Below are 14137 nucleotides of genomic sequence, written 5' to 3' on the forward strand. Positions count from 1 at the left end.
TGTTAGCAAGCTTCAGTCCGGCTAAGTCAGGCTGGGCTTTATACGCTCCAATCCCGAACGGCTGACCGGAATTTTGTGACCATTCCTCAGTACCGCGAGCTGACTGTCTTTACTGATTTTTTCCAGACTGTGCAGTGCAGGCAGGTGCAGCAGGTAGGAACGGTGCACGCGGATGAACTGAGCCGGGTCTAATTGTGCTTCCAGATCGGACAGGCTTTGCGTTTTCATCCAGGATTTCTGGCCTGCATGGATCAGGATGTAATCGTCCTGGGCCTCAATAAAATCGATGTCTGCAATTGGCACCACATGCGTTTGCCCTCGGTCGCGTATCAACAGGCGTTGTGTCTGTGCGGTTTGTGCTGCCAGCATGCCTGGCAAGCCTGCTGCGGTCTGTGACCTGGACGTATCCCGCGCATCACCTTGACTACTGATCAGTTTCCTGGCTTTGCTCAGCGCCTCATTGAAACGTTGCTGCGAGTACGGTTTAAGCAGGTAATCAATGGCATGCAAATCAAAAGCACGCAGCGCGTATTGGTCGTAAGCGGTAGTAAAAATGACGCCATGCTGGCGGCCAGTCGCTTCCAGCACTTCGAGTCCGGTTAGTTCCGGCATTTGTATATCGAGAAATACCAAATCAGGCTGCAGATGGGTTATGGCATCCACCGCCTCGGTTCCGGTTTCACATTCTGCGATTATATGCAGATCGTTATGCGGTTTCAGGTATTCAGTAATCAGGCGTCGTGCCAGATCTTCATCATCAGCAATGACTACACGTAAGGGCTCATTCATACGCTAACTCCAGCGGTAAGGCAATTTCGATTAAAAATTCTGTCTCAGTCCTGCTCCAGCTGACTCGGCCTTGATCCGCATACAGCGCGGCAAAGCGTTGCTTCAGGTTTTGCAAACCTAAACCATTTCCTTTGCCGGGCAGGTCTTGTTGCGCCACCGGATTTCTGACTTGCAGATGTAGCCAGCCAGCCTGAGCCTGTATCCTGACCTGAATTTCTCCACCCTGACGCAGATTCCGTATGCCGTGCTTGATGGCGTTTTCCAGCAAGGGTTGGAGGATCATGGGAGGGATCAGCGCGGCTTGCGCCAGTTCATCGACCTGTATGCTGCTTTGCAGTTTTTTACCAAAGCGGATTTTTTCTACGGCCAAAAATTGTTCGCACAACTCAGTCTCTTGCTTCACAGTGATTTTTTCTTTTTCAGACAGACTCAGCGTCAGACGGAAAAAATCAGCCAGCGCTATCGTCATTTCGCGTGCTGCGGCCGGATCAATGGCAGTCAGCGCGCTGATGGAATTCAGGCTATTGAACAGGAAATGCGGATCTATCTGCGAACGCAATACTTGCAGTTCGGCGTCACGTGCCAGTAGCCTCGCGTCGGCTTCACGGCGCTCAGCTGCATGCATATGATCCAGTGCGATCAACACATCGTAAGCAAACAAATTCAGCAAGTAAAGCGCGAAGGCGATGCCAAAAATAATCAAGCTAATATGCTCATCCAGACTGACCGCGAACGCGTCTTCATACAGGCTATGCAGGATTTGCAGCCACAGACTGCTGATCAGCACGCAAGCAAGCGCTGAAAGAAAAGCCGCACTGACAAAGATCAGGAAGGCCAGATAGACAGCGCGTTTGTGATGCGGAAAGATGCGGCAAATATAGTAGGCCGAGGTAGACAGAAAACTGTATACAACGATGACCGGCATCAGGAACAGCAAGGCTTGTGACCAGTTGGCATAGGCCATCGTTACCATCAGTCTCGTAAGTAAAAGCGTGAGTAACAGCCAAATCATGGCGTACCACAGAAAACGTCTGGTGTCGGACAAGAGTGGATGCATAGTGTGCACAATAGTTAGCTAGTGAGATGCGAAACTGAACAGTGGCGAAGTGATAGCTGCAAATTGAGAGCCACAAAATGAAAGCAAAAAAATGCCACCATCTGTCTTGAGAATGATGGTGGCACTGCCTGGCGCATTGTTCAGTTACTGATTTCCACTCCACCCATAATGGCATATCCCTGGATGTAGAGCTTCTTACTTTTATCCATAGGTGGTACGGTTTTATCTTCGATACCACCCAACAGTGGCACGCCTTGTGAAACCACGGTCCAGTCATTTGGTACACGTACGGTAATACCGCCCCAAATCGCAAACACATTCAGTACCGCTTCAGACTGTATCGAGGCGCCGCGCATATCCAGTTCTATGCCACCCATCACAGCAGTCAGTTCACCGCCTTGAAAGTCAGGCGACGCATTATTGATTTTGGCTCCACTCATCATGGCAGATACGTTGCAGATGTTTTGTGGCGATTGTTCCGAATTCAGCGGATTCAGGTTATTTTCAGTAATCAAGCGGTCTTTAAAGATGACGGCCATACCTCCTGCGATAAGAAAGATTGGCCACCAGTTACGCATGCGGAAGTCAATAATGCCCATGTGTTGTAAAGTCATGGCTGCACCTACCGCGATAAACATACCGCCGATCAAGTGTCCGGAAACGGTATCGCTGCGTGAAATTTTCAAAGCACCGACGGCAATGAATACCATAGGCCAGAAGTGGAAAATATTGAGTGTGTTGAAAACATTCAGATTATCGAGCAAAGCTAAGGCGCCGAAGATCATCAGTATGGCACCGAATACCAGGCGGTTTTGTGGGTTACGTTGGCGCATGATGCGACTCCAGTTAAATATAAAATTCAGTCAGATTTTAGATATTGTGACGTGATAGACGCCGGACTTTACTGACGCTTGGCAGACATCGCGATCACCAGGTGACGCAGTCCTACACCTATGATCAACACTGGCCAGCTGGTGCGGAAAGTCCAGCCCCATAAGTGCTCAGCGGAAGCAAACAGCCAGAACGCTAAAATGATTTGAAATAGGCCATTGGCACGCTCTTCGGGATTTTCGCGGGAAAACAGATTGATCACACCGGCTATTGCAATCATCGCTGGAGCCACGTACCACCATTCGAGCGCATTGATCATATTCATGCGGTCAAGCAGGAATAAGCCACCGATGACGATCATCGCCAAACCTATCATCAGGTTATTCGATTTGTTACCAGACTTAGTATTGACTTGCTGAGTATCCATGTTGATCTCCTTAGTATTTGGGGTTCAGGTTTGTTTTGCTGACATGCTCAGAATAGAGCAGGCTGATCTGTCTGTCTTGTGTTGATCGGCGAATGACGGCGGCTGGTCGGTGAATGACGCCGGATAGCAGAAAGCGTGTAGATTTTTGCTGTGAAGGCAGTGATGCATACGGGCTCAGACAGCTATGCCTGAACCGCATCGGGTTGTGCGCCGGGCGCAGCGCAACTAAGGGGATTTGGGGTTAGCTCAGCAGTAAAACAAATTCATCAGCCTGACGTACCGTACGTTTGGTTTCCACGCCAAACACATCATGAGTCTCTTGCACGATGAAGTCGTTAGAGCCACGGGTGCAATACAATAGTCCGCGGAAATTGGTACCCAGATAGGTGAAAGGTGCCAGTTTAGTTTTGACCGGCGTATCGTCACCGATCAGTGCCCTGAGTTTACGCTCCACGTCGTACAGGCTTTTTTCTTGAATAGTCACCATGCCGCCCTTAGGGTTAGGAAAGCTGGTATCGTAACTTGGGCTTTGTCCCATTGGGTTTTTGAAGGTGATTTTGACGCCGAGTTTGAGAAATTTAGAAACTGCCGTGAAGTCGTTTTTATCGTACATAGTCTGGTCCCTTAGCCTGTTTCTGAGCACCTCAAACGATAGACTTTGGCGCTGAAACGATGATGCAGTCAGCTTGCCAGAAATACGCCCGCCTGACAATCTGCGTGCGCAAACTGCCACAGTTTGCTGCAAATTTGTTGTCTAGAGCCGCGCGAATACCTGCGATCTCCAGGCCGCATAAGTAGTCGGCACATTCTGATCAATCACGAGCAGCTGACGCATTTTTTCTGTCAACATCTCCAGGTCTTGCTCAGTGGCGGGGCTGGGCAAGCTATCCAGTGATGCAGCGATGCGCAGCCAAGGCAATTCCGGCTGTATTTGCTGTAAGCGGCTGGCTCGCTGTTGCAGCACTGTCTGTTCGAGGGTTTGCTGACTGGCGTACACGATCAGGTTATAACTGTCGGGTGAACGTGCCCAGCAGACCTCGGTAAATTGGCTGCGTAAGCTATTCAGCATGTGGGCGATGCTGCTGGGTTTGCCCCAGACATTGGCAATCAGCATGCCTTGTGGCCGCAAATGCTGCTGGCAACTGCGGTAAAACTCTGCTGTATTTAATGCCGGTACCAGGCCTTGTTTGTCATAGGCATCCAGAAAAATTACATCCACCTGTTGCGTCATCACCGGCAGATAGCTTGCGCCGTCGGCCTGTATTACTTGCAAACGGGCGTCATCGGCGGGCAGTGCGAATGCATCACGCAGTGCAATCACATCCGGATTGATTTCCAGCGCAGTGATGTGCGATTCCGGCAGATGGGTCAGGATATGTTTGACCAGCGAGCCACCGCCCAGACCGATCAGAAAAAACTCGCGCGGCTGTTCCTGAAACAAGCGAAATCCCATCATCCATTGCGAATACGCGCACAGTAATGCATCTGGCTGCTCCATATGCATCACGCTTTGCATGCATTTCGGCGTCAGGTACATCATCCTGAGCGGCGCATCCTCCAGCACAAAGGCCTTACCATCACTAGCTTTGGCCAGCGTGCGCAGGCGCTTCTGATGGGCCTGCTCAGCCGGATCAGGCGAGCTGTTTAAAAATAGCTGACTTAAACTTGGTCTGCGGTTTGCCATTGGTGTTCGATCCGGATTGTTTATACCTGCGCGCGTTGTAAAGCGGTGCGCAACTGCTCAATTTCATCTTTCAGGCGCTGGTTTTCGGTTTCCAGCTCGTACAGACGTTGCTGCAATTCCTGCTGTGGAACCGCAGGATGATCTGCAGTTGCAGTTAAGCCTGGCGCTGCAGTGTTCGGTGTTGCGTCGCTCTCCCAAGGTGGGGACGCCACTTCGGATGCTGTCGTTTCTGGCTTAGGCTTAGCTTGCTGGCGCTGTACGCGGTTCTTTTCGCGTACTTGCCGCGCTATCTCCTGCAATTCCTTACGGCCACCGGCAACTGCTGCTTTTTGTTCTTCTGTGGGCAGGCTGGCGATGGTGGCGGCCGCACTGATGGAGATGCTGCCATCACGTACCGCCCTGACTAACTCCGGTGATGCAGCACGCTGGATTTTCTCTATCTGCACTACAGCATGGCTGCTGATGCCTGCTACGCGTGCGATTTCCTGACGGCTCTGAGTCGGTTTAGTTACGGGGATAGCTTGTTCGCTTTCCTGTTGCTCAGGCTTTGCATTGGCCGAATGCTGTTGACTTTGTTGCTGGTTTCTGGCGCTCAGAATTTCTTTCTTGCGCAAGGCCAGCATGCCACGCTGGAAATCAGACACACTGCGACGTGCGAGATGATTATCGATCATCCACAACTGGACTTCTTCGATATTGGCAAAGTGATCGTTTTGTACCACCTTGTAGGGCAGCTGGTGCTTTTGGCAAATCGCATAGCGATTGTGGCCATCGATGAGCACATTGCCCCAGCACACCAATGCATCCCGGCAGCCTTCAGTCAACAGGCTGCGTTCCAGTGCTTCATATTCATGTTCTGTCAGTGGATCAATGTAGGCGCGTAATGCGTCGTGGATGACGATGCTCATAAAAATCCTTGCGGCAAAATCGTAGTTGGCACCATGCGCCATCAATGCTCAGATTACTGATGGTGCTATGGGTAAAGCGAAAGGCCGCATTGTAGCCGAGAACGGCGTTCACCAGATGAGCCTGCGGCGTTAATTCAGAGGAGGAGGGGAAGTCGCTATCTGCCCCTCGTTTGTAAAAAGAACGAAAGGGCAGAAAGCAGATATGCAGGCTTGAGGGCCTGCTGTATCAGGGCTTGGTGGTTCTGGCTTTTTTGGCGGCAGGGGCAGTTTTTGCCTGCAGTTTAGCCGCAGGGAAAGGGAACTTCTGCGCTGGCTTCTGTGCGCTGGCGGCATTGGCGCTGGTAGTTGCTACAGGTGTGGCCGCAGCACTGAGTTCCGGTGCGACTGGCTTGACGACCGCTTGCTTGGTAGTTGCTGGCTTAGTAGTTGCAGGCTGAGCACTGGCGCGTTTGGCAGCCGGTGCTACTGCTTTTGCGGCGACTACGGGCTTAGTTTGCGGCGCTGGACTGGGTGTCAGCTTGGCAGCTGCGCTTACGCCGGTTTTGCTAATGGACGTGGCTTTAGTGGTTTTGCTGGCGCTTGCAGATTGCTGCGTGGGTTTGTCAGAGGGGACTGCTGCTGTGGTAGCAGGCTGCACTGACTTGGTGACGGCTTTTTTGGGTGCTGCTTTTGGGCTGGGTGCAGTCTTAGCCGCTGTATTAGTTTCTGCCGTCAGCAGGGATAGCTGGCTGACTGAGCCTGGTACTGTTGCTGGGTTTGCAACTGCAGGTGCGGGGGTGATATCAATTTCAGTGACGCGCTCTTCTGCAATCGGTACCAGCGTCGTGGTCGCCTGCACCTGGGTGTTCAAAGGATTGCTGACGGTGATACTCAGGGTATCGGGTATCAGACTGGCTGGCACATTGAACACGGTATTGCTGTGAAAACTCAAGCCATGACCCTGATCAACGAGTTGCTGTTCAAGCTGACTTTTCCATTGACTGCCAGCCTGCTGCCATTGTTGCAGCCATTGTTCGCGGGTCTGTTCGCCGAACTGTTGCAAGGCTTGATGATGAGCCTGCAAATGGTCTGCGCGGGTTTGTGAACGTTGTTTGCTCAGCTCCACCCATTCCTGGGCATCTTTTGCATTTAATAACTGATGTGAAGTCTGGCTGTAATCATTCAACGACTGGCGCGCGAACTGGAATTGCAATGCAAGAATCTGCTCCAGACTTTGAAATGCGAATGCCGCGTATCCTTGCAGTAGTGTAAATTGTTGGCTGAGCTGCTCTTGCGCAGCAGCAGCGGTGACATCGGGGTGTGGCAACGGCATGAAGCTCTCCTTCAGATTAGGTAAGACGGTTCAGGCGGGCTGCGTCAGGCCAGATTTGACAATTGACGCATTGCAGCAATCTTGATTTTACTCTGGGATTGCTTAAAAAGTCAGCAAATTATTTTGTATGAGCATCTGGCTTTTTTGTATGCACAGCTTGCAGGGCAGGATGGCAGCTTATGGATGAACAGATCAACACAGGAAGGAAAAGATGCAGGACAGTTTAATCACCTTACAACAGGCACTCAGGGAATTTGCTGCTGAACGCGATTGGGCGCAATTCCACACGCCGAAAAATCTGGCTGCTGCCTTGACGGTAGAAGCAGCTGAGTTACTCGAAGTTTTTCAGTGGTTACCCAGCGGTGAGAAGGACACTTTGAACCCGGCGCAATATCAGGCGGCCGAACATGAAATGGCTGACGTATTGTGCTACTTACTAATGGCGGCAGACCGCTTGCAAATTGATTTATTCGCCGTCACACAAGAAAAAATCAGAATAAATGCCTTGAAGTACCCGGTTGCCAGGTTTGCAGGAAAATCCGATAAATATGATCAGCCCGGGCAGCCGGATTCCTGACGTAATCACGCACATTGATGTTGGCGCTGTTCGAGCTTGTTTAAAAATACCTGGTGTGGATACTGCTCCGGCGTGATTGCGAAGCCGCGCTGGCTCAGCCATGCACAGGCTTGCTCCAGGCTGGTACAAGATTGGTAGCGAGGATTTTCTGCCAGTCCGCCCTGGCGGCGCATGATATCCAGATGCAATTTACTGGGCAGAATAAATGCAACACAAACGCAGCCATTGGCGAACACCCAGTCACTCATGCTGCTGTAGGACTGCAGGGAATCCTGGGTTGACATTTCCCACATGGCGCCGTGTGCTAATCCAGCCCAAGGTCTGTCTTTAGGTGCCTTGGCTTGCAATTCTGCGAATAAGGCTTCTGTTCCCTGCTGGTTAAAACTACCACCGAAAGTTCTGACCAGCACATCGCCGACCAGGTCAATCTGCCACTGACCGTGGATATTCATGTTACTTTCCCGACTCACTTTATCAGCTCGTAGTCTGGCAGTGTTTCCCTGTCAAAACAAGTGAAAATGGTTGTTTTTGTGCAACGATGTTACTTGTCCAGCGTCACTGGCGCGTCATAATTTTTCTATATTGTTTCTCCACACTTTAACGGCGATCCCCAGATCGTCTTTGCTCACTTTTTGAGTTCGTATGAATCAGCCAGAAAAACGTCAGTATCAACGCATACAATTTTTCCGTTTAGTCAAAGATCAGGATCTGATTCCGGTTTGGGTATTCAATAGCGTGTCACCGGGCAGCAGCATCGCGGCTCTGGTGATTGATATGAGTGAAACCGGTATCCAGGTGCTGACTAATGCTGAGGAAAAACCGGAAGCGATTCACTATTTTCTGCATTTTTTAGGCGATGAAGGAAATGCATTGGATATTCCAGCCATTCAGGTGGAACGCGTTTGGTCAGAAAATGAGCAGGGCTTGTATGTCCGTAGCGGATTCAGGCTCGATGCTATCGATAGACTGACGCTGGAACTGATGCAAGACAAAATGCATAAAAATCCAGTCGCCTTCATACGCTGCAGTCTGTCGCCGGCTCAATGATCGCAGACGCGCTTACCGCTCAGCGCGTGGCGTGACGGGTGGCATCGCGGTAAAGTGAAGGAATTTTATGCTGACTCAAAATCACCATCACCAGACTGCCGGCAGCCAGTAATCCCCAGTTGATGGCAGGTGTGTTCCAGCGTTGTGCCAGGTCAAATAACAGACCACCGGCCAGGCTGCCCGTCATATTCCCCATACTCTGATACAGCATCTGACGCGACATCAGCTGGCCGGTATCGGCTGATACCCGGTCTGCATAGCGTGCGGTCAGCACATCCAGCGAAGGGCCATAAAAAATCTGGGCAAAAGACAGCAGCACCGAGGCGATGATCACTGTCGCAGCGTAGGCCGGAAACGCCAGCATGCACAGGAAACTCAGAAACAGGCTCAGGTAACCGAATTGCAGGAAACGGAAATGGTCTTTGTTGCGCACGGCCTGTCTGGATACCGGAATTTGAAACGCAATGATCACCACGGCAGCGATCCAGAATGGGGTAGAGACGGAAAGATCCGGGGTGAATTTAGGTATATGCAGACTGAAGCCTATGGTTGGTTGCACGGCAAAGCACCAGAACACTGCGTTGGACAAATAAAACAGCAAGGGCAATTCTGACTGCTGACACCGTTCATGGCTTAGCTTTTCATTGCCGGCCACCAGATCACAGGCGAGTTTTTGTTGCTGTTCCTGCTCAAGCTGTTGCTTCAGTAAGTTGCTTTCATGGCGCACGATAGCGCGCATGGCTGCTAACATCAGTAGGCCATAGCTGATAAATGTGAGTAGCACGATCAGGAACACCAGCTTCATGGTGTGATGTGGAATCCAGCCCGCCAGCAGATAGCCTGCCACCAGGCCTATCCTGATGGCGAAAGATAAGCGGCTGAATAAAGCTGTCTGATCCAGATCGCGTAGCTTTAGCAGGTAAAACTTCAGCCCCGGAAACGACAAGCCGCTGCCCAGCCCGGCCAGCACAGCAAAGACAGCCAGCGCCCAGGCCTGTTCCAGGAATGCCATGCAATACAGGGCGATGCCCTCAAGCAAAATATTGCCGGACACCGCCAGCGGATGATTGGCTGTTGCGGGGAAACGGCTGCCTAACCAGGACCCGATTACCCGTCCCAGGTTCAGGCCGCACAAAATAGACGCAGCCCAGAACCCGGAAAATTTAATCCCGGTTTCAGACACAATCAGCGGCGTATATAAAGCCACACCTCCCGAAGCGATGGCAACGCCAAGATAAATCAGATAAGCATTCAGGCGGGAATTCAGAGTTTGTTTATGCATGGAGCAAGTGGCCGGTAGACGGGAACTACATCTCTCCCTGAGCGGGAGACTGAAGTAGCTGGCTGCTGCCACACAGATAGCAGAATGGATAGCAGCTATTTTACCCGTCGTTAATGCCTGAGTGCAGCACAAATTAAACGGAAATTCCGTGCCAACTGTCACTGTTGCAGTCTGACCGCATGCGCTTGGTGCGGGCGGCCAGGTCGTGGGCTACAGCGTTTAGCGATGGTTTGCGTATTGAGCGATCACTTGCTGACTGGCAGCAGGCGTATCGAGTAGGGCGCGTTGTACAGCTTACCGGCGGTAGTGGCTGGGTTGAATTTGCAGCTTTTGACAACACGTATGCTTTCACGGTCCAGTGCTTCATCACCGCTGGCCCATTCCAGAGAAGTGCGTTGTACTTCGCCGGTTTTACTGACCAGGCTGCCTACCACAATGCCTAAGCCATTTTCTTTGGGATCAGCAATTTTGACAAGATCGGATTTTTCACAACTGTCCGCGATCAGTTCCGGATCTGCGTCGAAACGATATTTCTCATCCAGACGGAAGTGATAGCTGACTGCTGCCGTGATGTCTTTACCTGGTGCTTGGTCCAGGATTTTGCAGCCCACCACAGATTTTGCCAGGGCCTCATCGAGTACCCACCAGCCACTGCTGCGTAAAAAGTCTACTGCATCGACTTTTCCGTCAGTATCAATTTTCAGTAATACTCTGGCACTTCCATGAAACCGGTTTAATTGCGCGGCTTTGGGATATTTAGGTGGGACGCAGTGGTCGAGAATATCAATTTTTTTCAGCAGCATATCGGCTGTGGCGGGCTGTGTAGACTGCTGGGCTGACTCAGGTTCGTTCGCATAGCAAACAGAGTTGCCAAGACTGAAGATAAGAGCAGAGATAAGCAAACTGCGCATAGGAAAGCACTTTCAATCAGAAGAAATACAGGACTTGCTCAAAACCGCCCCAGTGGCGTGGTGGCTCTTTGTCGTACACATTATGCTAAGTGCGTCGCCAAGCCTTGCCGGGAAAATTTTGCATCGTCCTAAAACAAATGAGAATCAGCAGAAGGTCATTGCTGAGAGAATAATTGCGTTCAAGCAAGGCCGCTGATCATAGCATGACTACCTTGCATGAATTGTAAATAAGCCAGCAAAAATACGGGTTTGGCCAGGCAGCTGTTGTACAGATGGCGCAGGCATTCCCGCTCAGGCATCCCATCACTCAGAAAAGTGCTCAGGACTTGATGAGGTGATGTACAAACTGACCAAAACTCTCTTTAAAATGCGCGTCTTTTTTGAGTATCGCATCGGGTAATTCTTTATCATGCCTGAGCTCAGATGCTGTGACTAACACACTTTGGGTGTGCCTGTGTCTGGGGCTGGATTTTTGCATCGCGCTGATTAAGGCAAGTCCATTTAAACGCGGCGTTTCCAGCCCGGTGACCACCAGATCGAATGGTTCAGACAAAACGCGGCCCAGGGCCAGATAACCATCATTAACGACTTCTACCCGAAAGCGGTAAGGAATCAGGATGTCACGCACTACGCTGATGATCACATCAGAGCTTTCTACGATCAGTGCCGAATAGCTGCATTGTGCGGTGCGCAGCCGGATATGACTCAATTGCGCACGGATATCATCACCGGGTAATTCTTGCTGTCGGTATAGCAGGATCACACGTCGTAACAGATCCAGGTACTCCAGCGCCGTCGGAGTGAAACGCTCACGTAGTAAGCCCGGCTGCTCTATTAATGCAGAAATCAGATCTTCAAACGGGTGACAAATATCAGACACGATATGCATGCCGTAGGTACCACCACTGCCTTTCAGGCTATGAATACGCCGGTATAACTCTCTGCACGTCTCCAGATTAAAGGAGTGTGCATCCATGTGCAGGATCAGATTTTCCAGTTCATCCAGTTGGGAAGGCAGATCATTGAGGTAGTGAGCGCGCAATGCATCCAGCATTGCCTGAGCCTTATTCATAGGGAGAGTGCCTGTTTTTTTAGGGTCAGTATCCGTGACGCATTCTGTCTGGCCTTGATGCGTTTCCTGCTGCAGTGTGAGCTTAGCTTTTCGCTGCGTCAATTCCAGCACCGGAAAAATGTATGTTTCTCTTGCTAAATGTTGTAAAAATAATCGCACGAACGTTCGTGAAGCATACGTTTCTTTATATCTGAAATTCGTCGCTTGGTGTAAAAATAATACTCTTAATTGTGTTAAATAGTGGTTGTAGTATTGATTTTCAGTACCTTTCTTCTAGTTAAGATGCACTTTGAGATAATTGATTTTCTTCAAGTGAGCAGGCTGTCAGACTGTGTTCACGGTGAAGCAAACAGGAGTAAGCGCAATGCAAACTTGCGTAGCACCTGTGGATTCAGTCGAAGACTCTATACACAATGACTAAGGATATGACTATGTTGAAAAATAAATTAATCAGTGCAGGCCTGGTAGCAGCTGGTCTTTTGTTGAGCGCAGCGGCGTCTGCCCAGGTCTATGTGGGCGGCACTATCGGTAAAGCAAAATGGAATAACGATTGCAGCGGCACCACCACTTGCAGCACAAACGCCAATACCTACAAATTATTGGGCGGCTACAACATCAATAACACGTTTGCGGTAGAAGGCAGTTACTATTCGCTGGGAACGATAGACGCGTCTTACCGCGATGCCAAGTCCAGCGGCACAGCCAGCCTGAAAGGTAAAGCGTTTGAATTGGCCGGTATCGCTAAATATGACCTCACCAATGAACTGACTGGCTTTGCTAAACTGGGTATCGCCAGCGTTAAGGCAGAAGGCAGCGCAAGCGGTAGCGTTGCTGGTTTGGGCAGTTTCACCGGCTCAGATTCCACTACTTCTACCCAACCTGTGTTTGGTCTGGGTCTGACTTACAAGCTGACCAAAGAACTGGCGCTGCGCGGTGAATTCGAAACACGCAAAGTCAAGTTTGGTGATGACAAATCTGCTGTGAACAACCTGTCGGTCGGTGTGCAATACGCATTCTGATCCCCCGTTGTAAAGTGCAGTGTCGATGACGCTGCATTGCCTTAATACTCAGCCCCGTACGGCCATCTGGTCGTCCGGGGCTGAGTTTATTACTGATCTTATTGCTGTTCCTATTTATTCTGTCGGGCGGCAGAAATCCTGTTCTATCCAGTGCAGTGCGCTTTGGCGGCTTAGTTTGAAATGTGGAGCCACCCGCACGCGTGCAATTTCTTCGCCGAACTGGTCGGCAGCGCTCAGCTCGGCATACGGTTCATATTCATCCGGGATGATTTGCAAACGCACGGTGTAATCACTGTCAGCATGGCTGAGTTGTACGCTTTTATGTAGCTGCGCATGCAATTGCTGTTCGTGTCGTCGTATCACTTCGCAGGCCGTTTTTACCAGCGTACGGAAGGCATTGCCATCCAGCGGTTTAGGATTTTTTTTATCCCTGCCCATAGTCCAGGGGCCGACCAGCGCGGGTTCCGGTTCGCCATCCTTGATCATGGCAACCGCCCAGCCATCGTCATCTTCATTTTTGATGACACGGGCGGTCCAGCCTTTATCGCGCCATAGGCGCGCTTCCTGTATGGTGTCGGGGATGTCGCCGGAACTGGCATTGTTTGATGCTTGTGACAAGTTGATTCTCTCTCAGGGCTGCTGCAAATTAGCCGAGGCAAATTTTGCGAAGGCGCCATCCTACACTGTTCGGTGCTTCAGGTGTGGGTGCTCAGTCTTGCTGGCGCAGGTAAGCCAGGATATTGGCCAGTTGCTGCTCATTGCTGATGCCATAAAAGCGCATCTTATTCCCCGGTACTACTTCACCCGGTGCGCGCAAAAAAGCCACCAGTTTCTCGTCCGTCCACACAAAGCCTGCATTTTTCATCGCACTGGAATAGGCAAAGTCTGGCACTGACCCGGCTTTGCGTCCTACTACCTGATACAGCGGCGGGCCAAATCCGGCGCGTGCTGCAGGCCCGGTCTGATGACAGGAAATACAGATGCGGAAACTGGCTTTACCCGCTTTGGCATCACCCGCAGGCAAAGCCGCACTGGCAGGCAGCGCAAAACCAGCCAATAGCAGCAGTGAAGCGGGGCGCAGGGATTTCATCATGGCGTAGTGCATGGCAGGGCTGTGTGAATGGGATCGGTTACATATTGTGCGACAGAATCACAAAGTTTGCACTGCGACTCTTGTATTCTCAGCGTTCGCAGCCACTATAGTCTGACATCACAGGAGTA

At 50.9% G+C, this 14137-nt stretch carries 17 protein-coding genes; 3 read left to right on the forward strand and 14 right to left on the reverse strand.

Annotated elements, in window-relative coordinates:
• Nucleotides 1–21: 21 nt before the first annotated feature.
• The 8 genes from H8K43_RS06330 to H8K43_RS06365 all read right to left on the reverse strand — a co-directional run bounded on the left by H8K43_RS06330 (nucleotide 22) and on the right by H8K43_RS06365 (nucleotide 7008).
• Nucleotides 22–789 (reverse strand): LytR/AlgR family response regulator transcription factor, encoded by a 768-nt coding sequence (locus H8K43_RS06330; RefSeq protein WP_186903065.1) that lies wholly within the window; start codon nucleotides 787–789, stop codon nucleotides 22–24.
• Nucleotides 782–1846, reverse strand: coding sequence for a sensor histidine kinase (locus tag H8K43_RS06335; RefSeq protein WP_186903066.1), 1065 nt, complete (start codon nucleotides 1844–1846; stop codon nucleotides 782–784). The genes H8K43_RS06330 and H8K43_RS06335 overlap by 8 nt, the downstream gene beginning before the upstream one ends.
• A 140-nt stretch (nucleotides 1847–1986) precedes the next feature.
• Nucleotides 1987–2679, reverse strand: a complete 693-nt coding sequence (locus H8K43_RS06340; RefSeq protein WP_186903067.1) for a LiaI-LiaF-like domain-containing protein — start codon at nucleotides 2677–2679, stop codon at nucleotides 1987–1989.
• A 68-nt stretch (nucleotides 2680–2747) separates the two neighbouring features.
• Complete coding sequence (locus H8K43_RS06345; RefSeq protein ID WP_186903068.1) at nucleotides 2748–3104, reverse strand: LiaF transmembrane domain-containing protein; 357 nt, start codon at nucleotides 3102–3104, stop codon at nucleotides 2748–2750.
• A 241-nt stretch (nucleotides 3105–3345) separates the two neighbouring features.
• Nucleotides 3346–3717, reverse strand: coding sequence for a hypothetical protein (locus tag H8K43_RS06350; protein WP_186903069.1), 372 nt, complete (start codon nucleotides 3715–3717; stop codon nucleotides 3346–3348).
• A 141-nt stretch (nucleotides 3718–3858) separates the two neighbouring features.
• Nucleotides 3859–4788 (reverse strand): fused MFS/spermidine synthase, encoded by a 930-nt coding sequence (locus H8K43_RS06355; RefSeq protein ID WP_186903070.1) that lies wholly within the window; start codon nucleotides 4786–4788, stop codon nucleotides 3859–3861.
• A 20-nt stretch (nucleotides 4789–4808) separates the two neighbouring features.
• The gene (locus H8K43_RS06360) at nucleotides 4809–5696 is read right to left on the reverse strand and encodes a plasmid replication/partition related protein (RefSeq protein ID WP_186903071.1); all 888 of its coding nucleotides are present in this window, start codon (nucleotides 5694–5696) and stop codon (nucleotides 4809–4811) included.
• Nucleotides 5697–5922: 226 nt separating this feature from the next.
• Nucleotides 5923–7008: a phasin family protein gene (locus tag H8K43_RS06365; protein ID WP_186903072.1), complete on the reverse strand. Its 1086-nt coding sequence runs from the start codon at nucleotides 7006–7008 to the stop codon at nucleotides 5923–5925.
• A gap of 211 nt (nucleotides 7009–7219) precedes the next feature.
• Here H8K43_RS06365 and H8K43_RS06370 point away from each other — a divergent pair, with 211 nt between their 5' ends.
• Nucleotides 7220–7585 (forward strand): nucleotide pyrophosphohydrolase, encoded by a 366-nt coding sequence (locus H8K43_RS06370; RefSeq protein ID WP_186903073.1) that lies wholly within the window; start codon nucleotides 7220–7222, stop codon nucleotides 7583–7585.
• A gap of 5 nt (nucleotides 7586–7590) precedes the next feature.
• Here H8K43_RS06370 and H8K43_RS06375 read toward each other — a convergent pair whose 3' ends face one another.
• Nucleotides 7591–8037 (reverse strand): hypothetical protein, encoded by a 447-nt coding sequence (locus H8K43_RS06375; RefSeq protein WP_186903074.1) that lies wholly within the window; start codon nucleotides 8035–8037, stop codon nucleotides 7591–7593.
• A 190-nt stretch (nucleotides 8038–8227) separates the two neighbouring features.
• On the opposite strand from H8K43_RS06375, the gene H8K43_RS06380 reads away from it, so the two are divergent.
• Entirely contained in the window at nucleotides 8228–8632 is a 405-nt protein-coding gene (locus H8K43_RS06380) for a PilZ domain-containing protein (RefSeq protein WP_186903075.1), read from the forward strand.
• 19 nt (nucleotides 8633–8651) lie between these two features.
• Here the strand turns inward: H8K43_RS06380 and H8K43_RS06385 are convergent, their stop codons facing one another.
• From H8K43_RS06385 to H8K43_RS06395, 3 genes are all read right to left on the reverse strand, one after another.
• The gene (locus tag H8K43_RS06385; RefSeq protein ID WP_186903076.1) at nucleotides 8652–9914 is read right to left on the reverse strand and encodes an MFS transporter; all 1263 of its coding nucleotides are present in this window, start codon (nucleotides 9912–9914) and stop codon (nucleotides 8652–8654) included.
• A 245-nt stretch (nucleotides 9915–10159) separates the two neighbouring features.
• Entirely contained in the window at nucleotides 10160–10717 is a 558-nt protein-coding gene (locus tag H8K43_RS06390; RefSeq protein ID WP_186903077.1) for a TonB family protein, read from the reverse strand.
• A 427-nt stretch (nucleotides 10718–11144) separates the two neighbouring features.
• A complete protein-coding gene (locus H8K43_RS06395; protein WP_186903078.1) occupies nucleotides 11145–11897 on the reverse strand; it encodes an ATP-binding response regulator in 753 nt (250 codons plus the stop codon).
• A 431-nt stretch (nucleotides 11898–12328) separates the two neighbouring features.
• Between H8K43_RS06395 and H8K43_RS06400 the strand changes: the two genes are divergently transcribed.
• Nucleotides 12329–12916, forward strand: coding sequence for an outer membrane beta-barrel protein (locus tag H8K43_RS06400; protein WP_186903079.1), 588 nt, complete (start codon nucleotides 12329–12331; stop codon nucleotides 12914–12916).
• Between the two features lie 114 nt (nucleotides 12917–13030).
• Here H8K43_RS06400 and H8K43_RS06405 read toward each other — a convergent pair whose 3' ends face one another.
• Both H8K43_RS06405 and H8K43_RS06410 read right to left on the reverse strand, forming a co-directional pair.
• A complete protein-coding gene (locus H8K43_RS06405; protein ID WP_186903080.1) occupies nucleotides 13031–13534 on the reverse strand; it encodes a hypothetical protein in 504 nt (167 codons plus the stop codon).
• 91 nt (nucleotides 13535–13625) lie between these two features.
• On the reverse strand, nucleotides 13626–14009 hold the full coding sequence (locus tag H8K43_RS06410; RefSeq protein ID WP_408058494.1) for a c-type cytochrome: 384 nt from the start codon (nucleotides 14007–14009) through the stop codon (nucleotides 13626–13628).
• Between the last annotated feature and the right edge of the window lie 128 nt (nucleotides 14010–14137).

This window comes from Cognatundibacterium curvum (assembly GCF_014284235.1).
GTDB lineage: Bacteria > Pseudomonadota > Gammaproteobacteria > Burkholderiales > Burkholderiaceae_D > Undibacterium > Undibacterium curvum.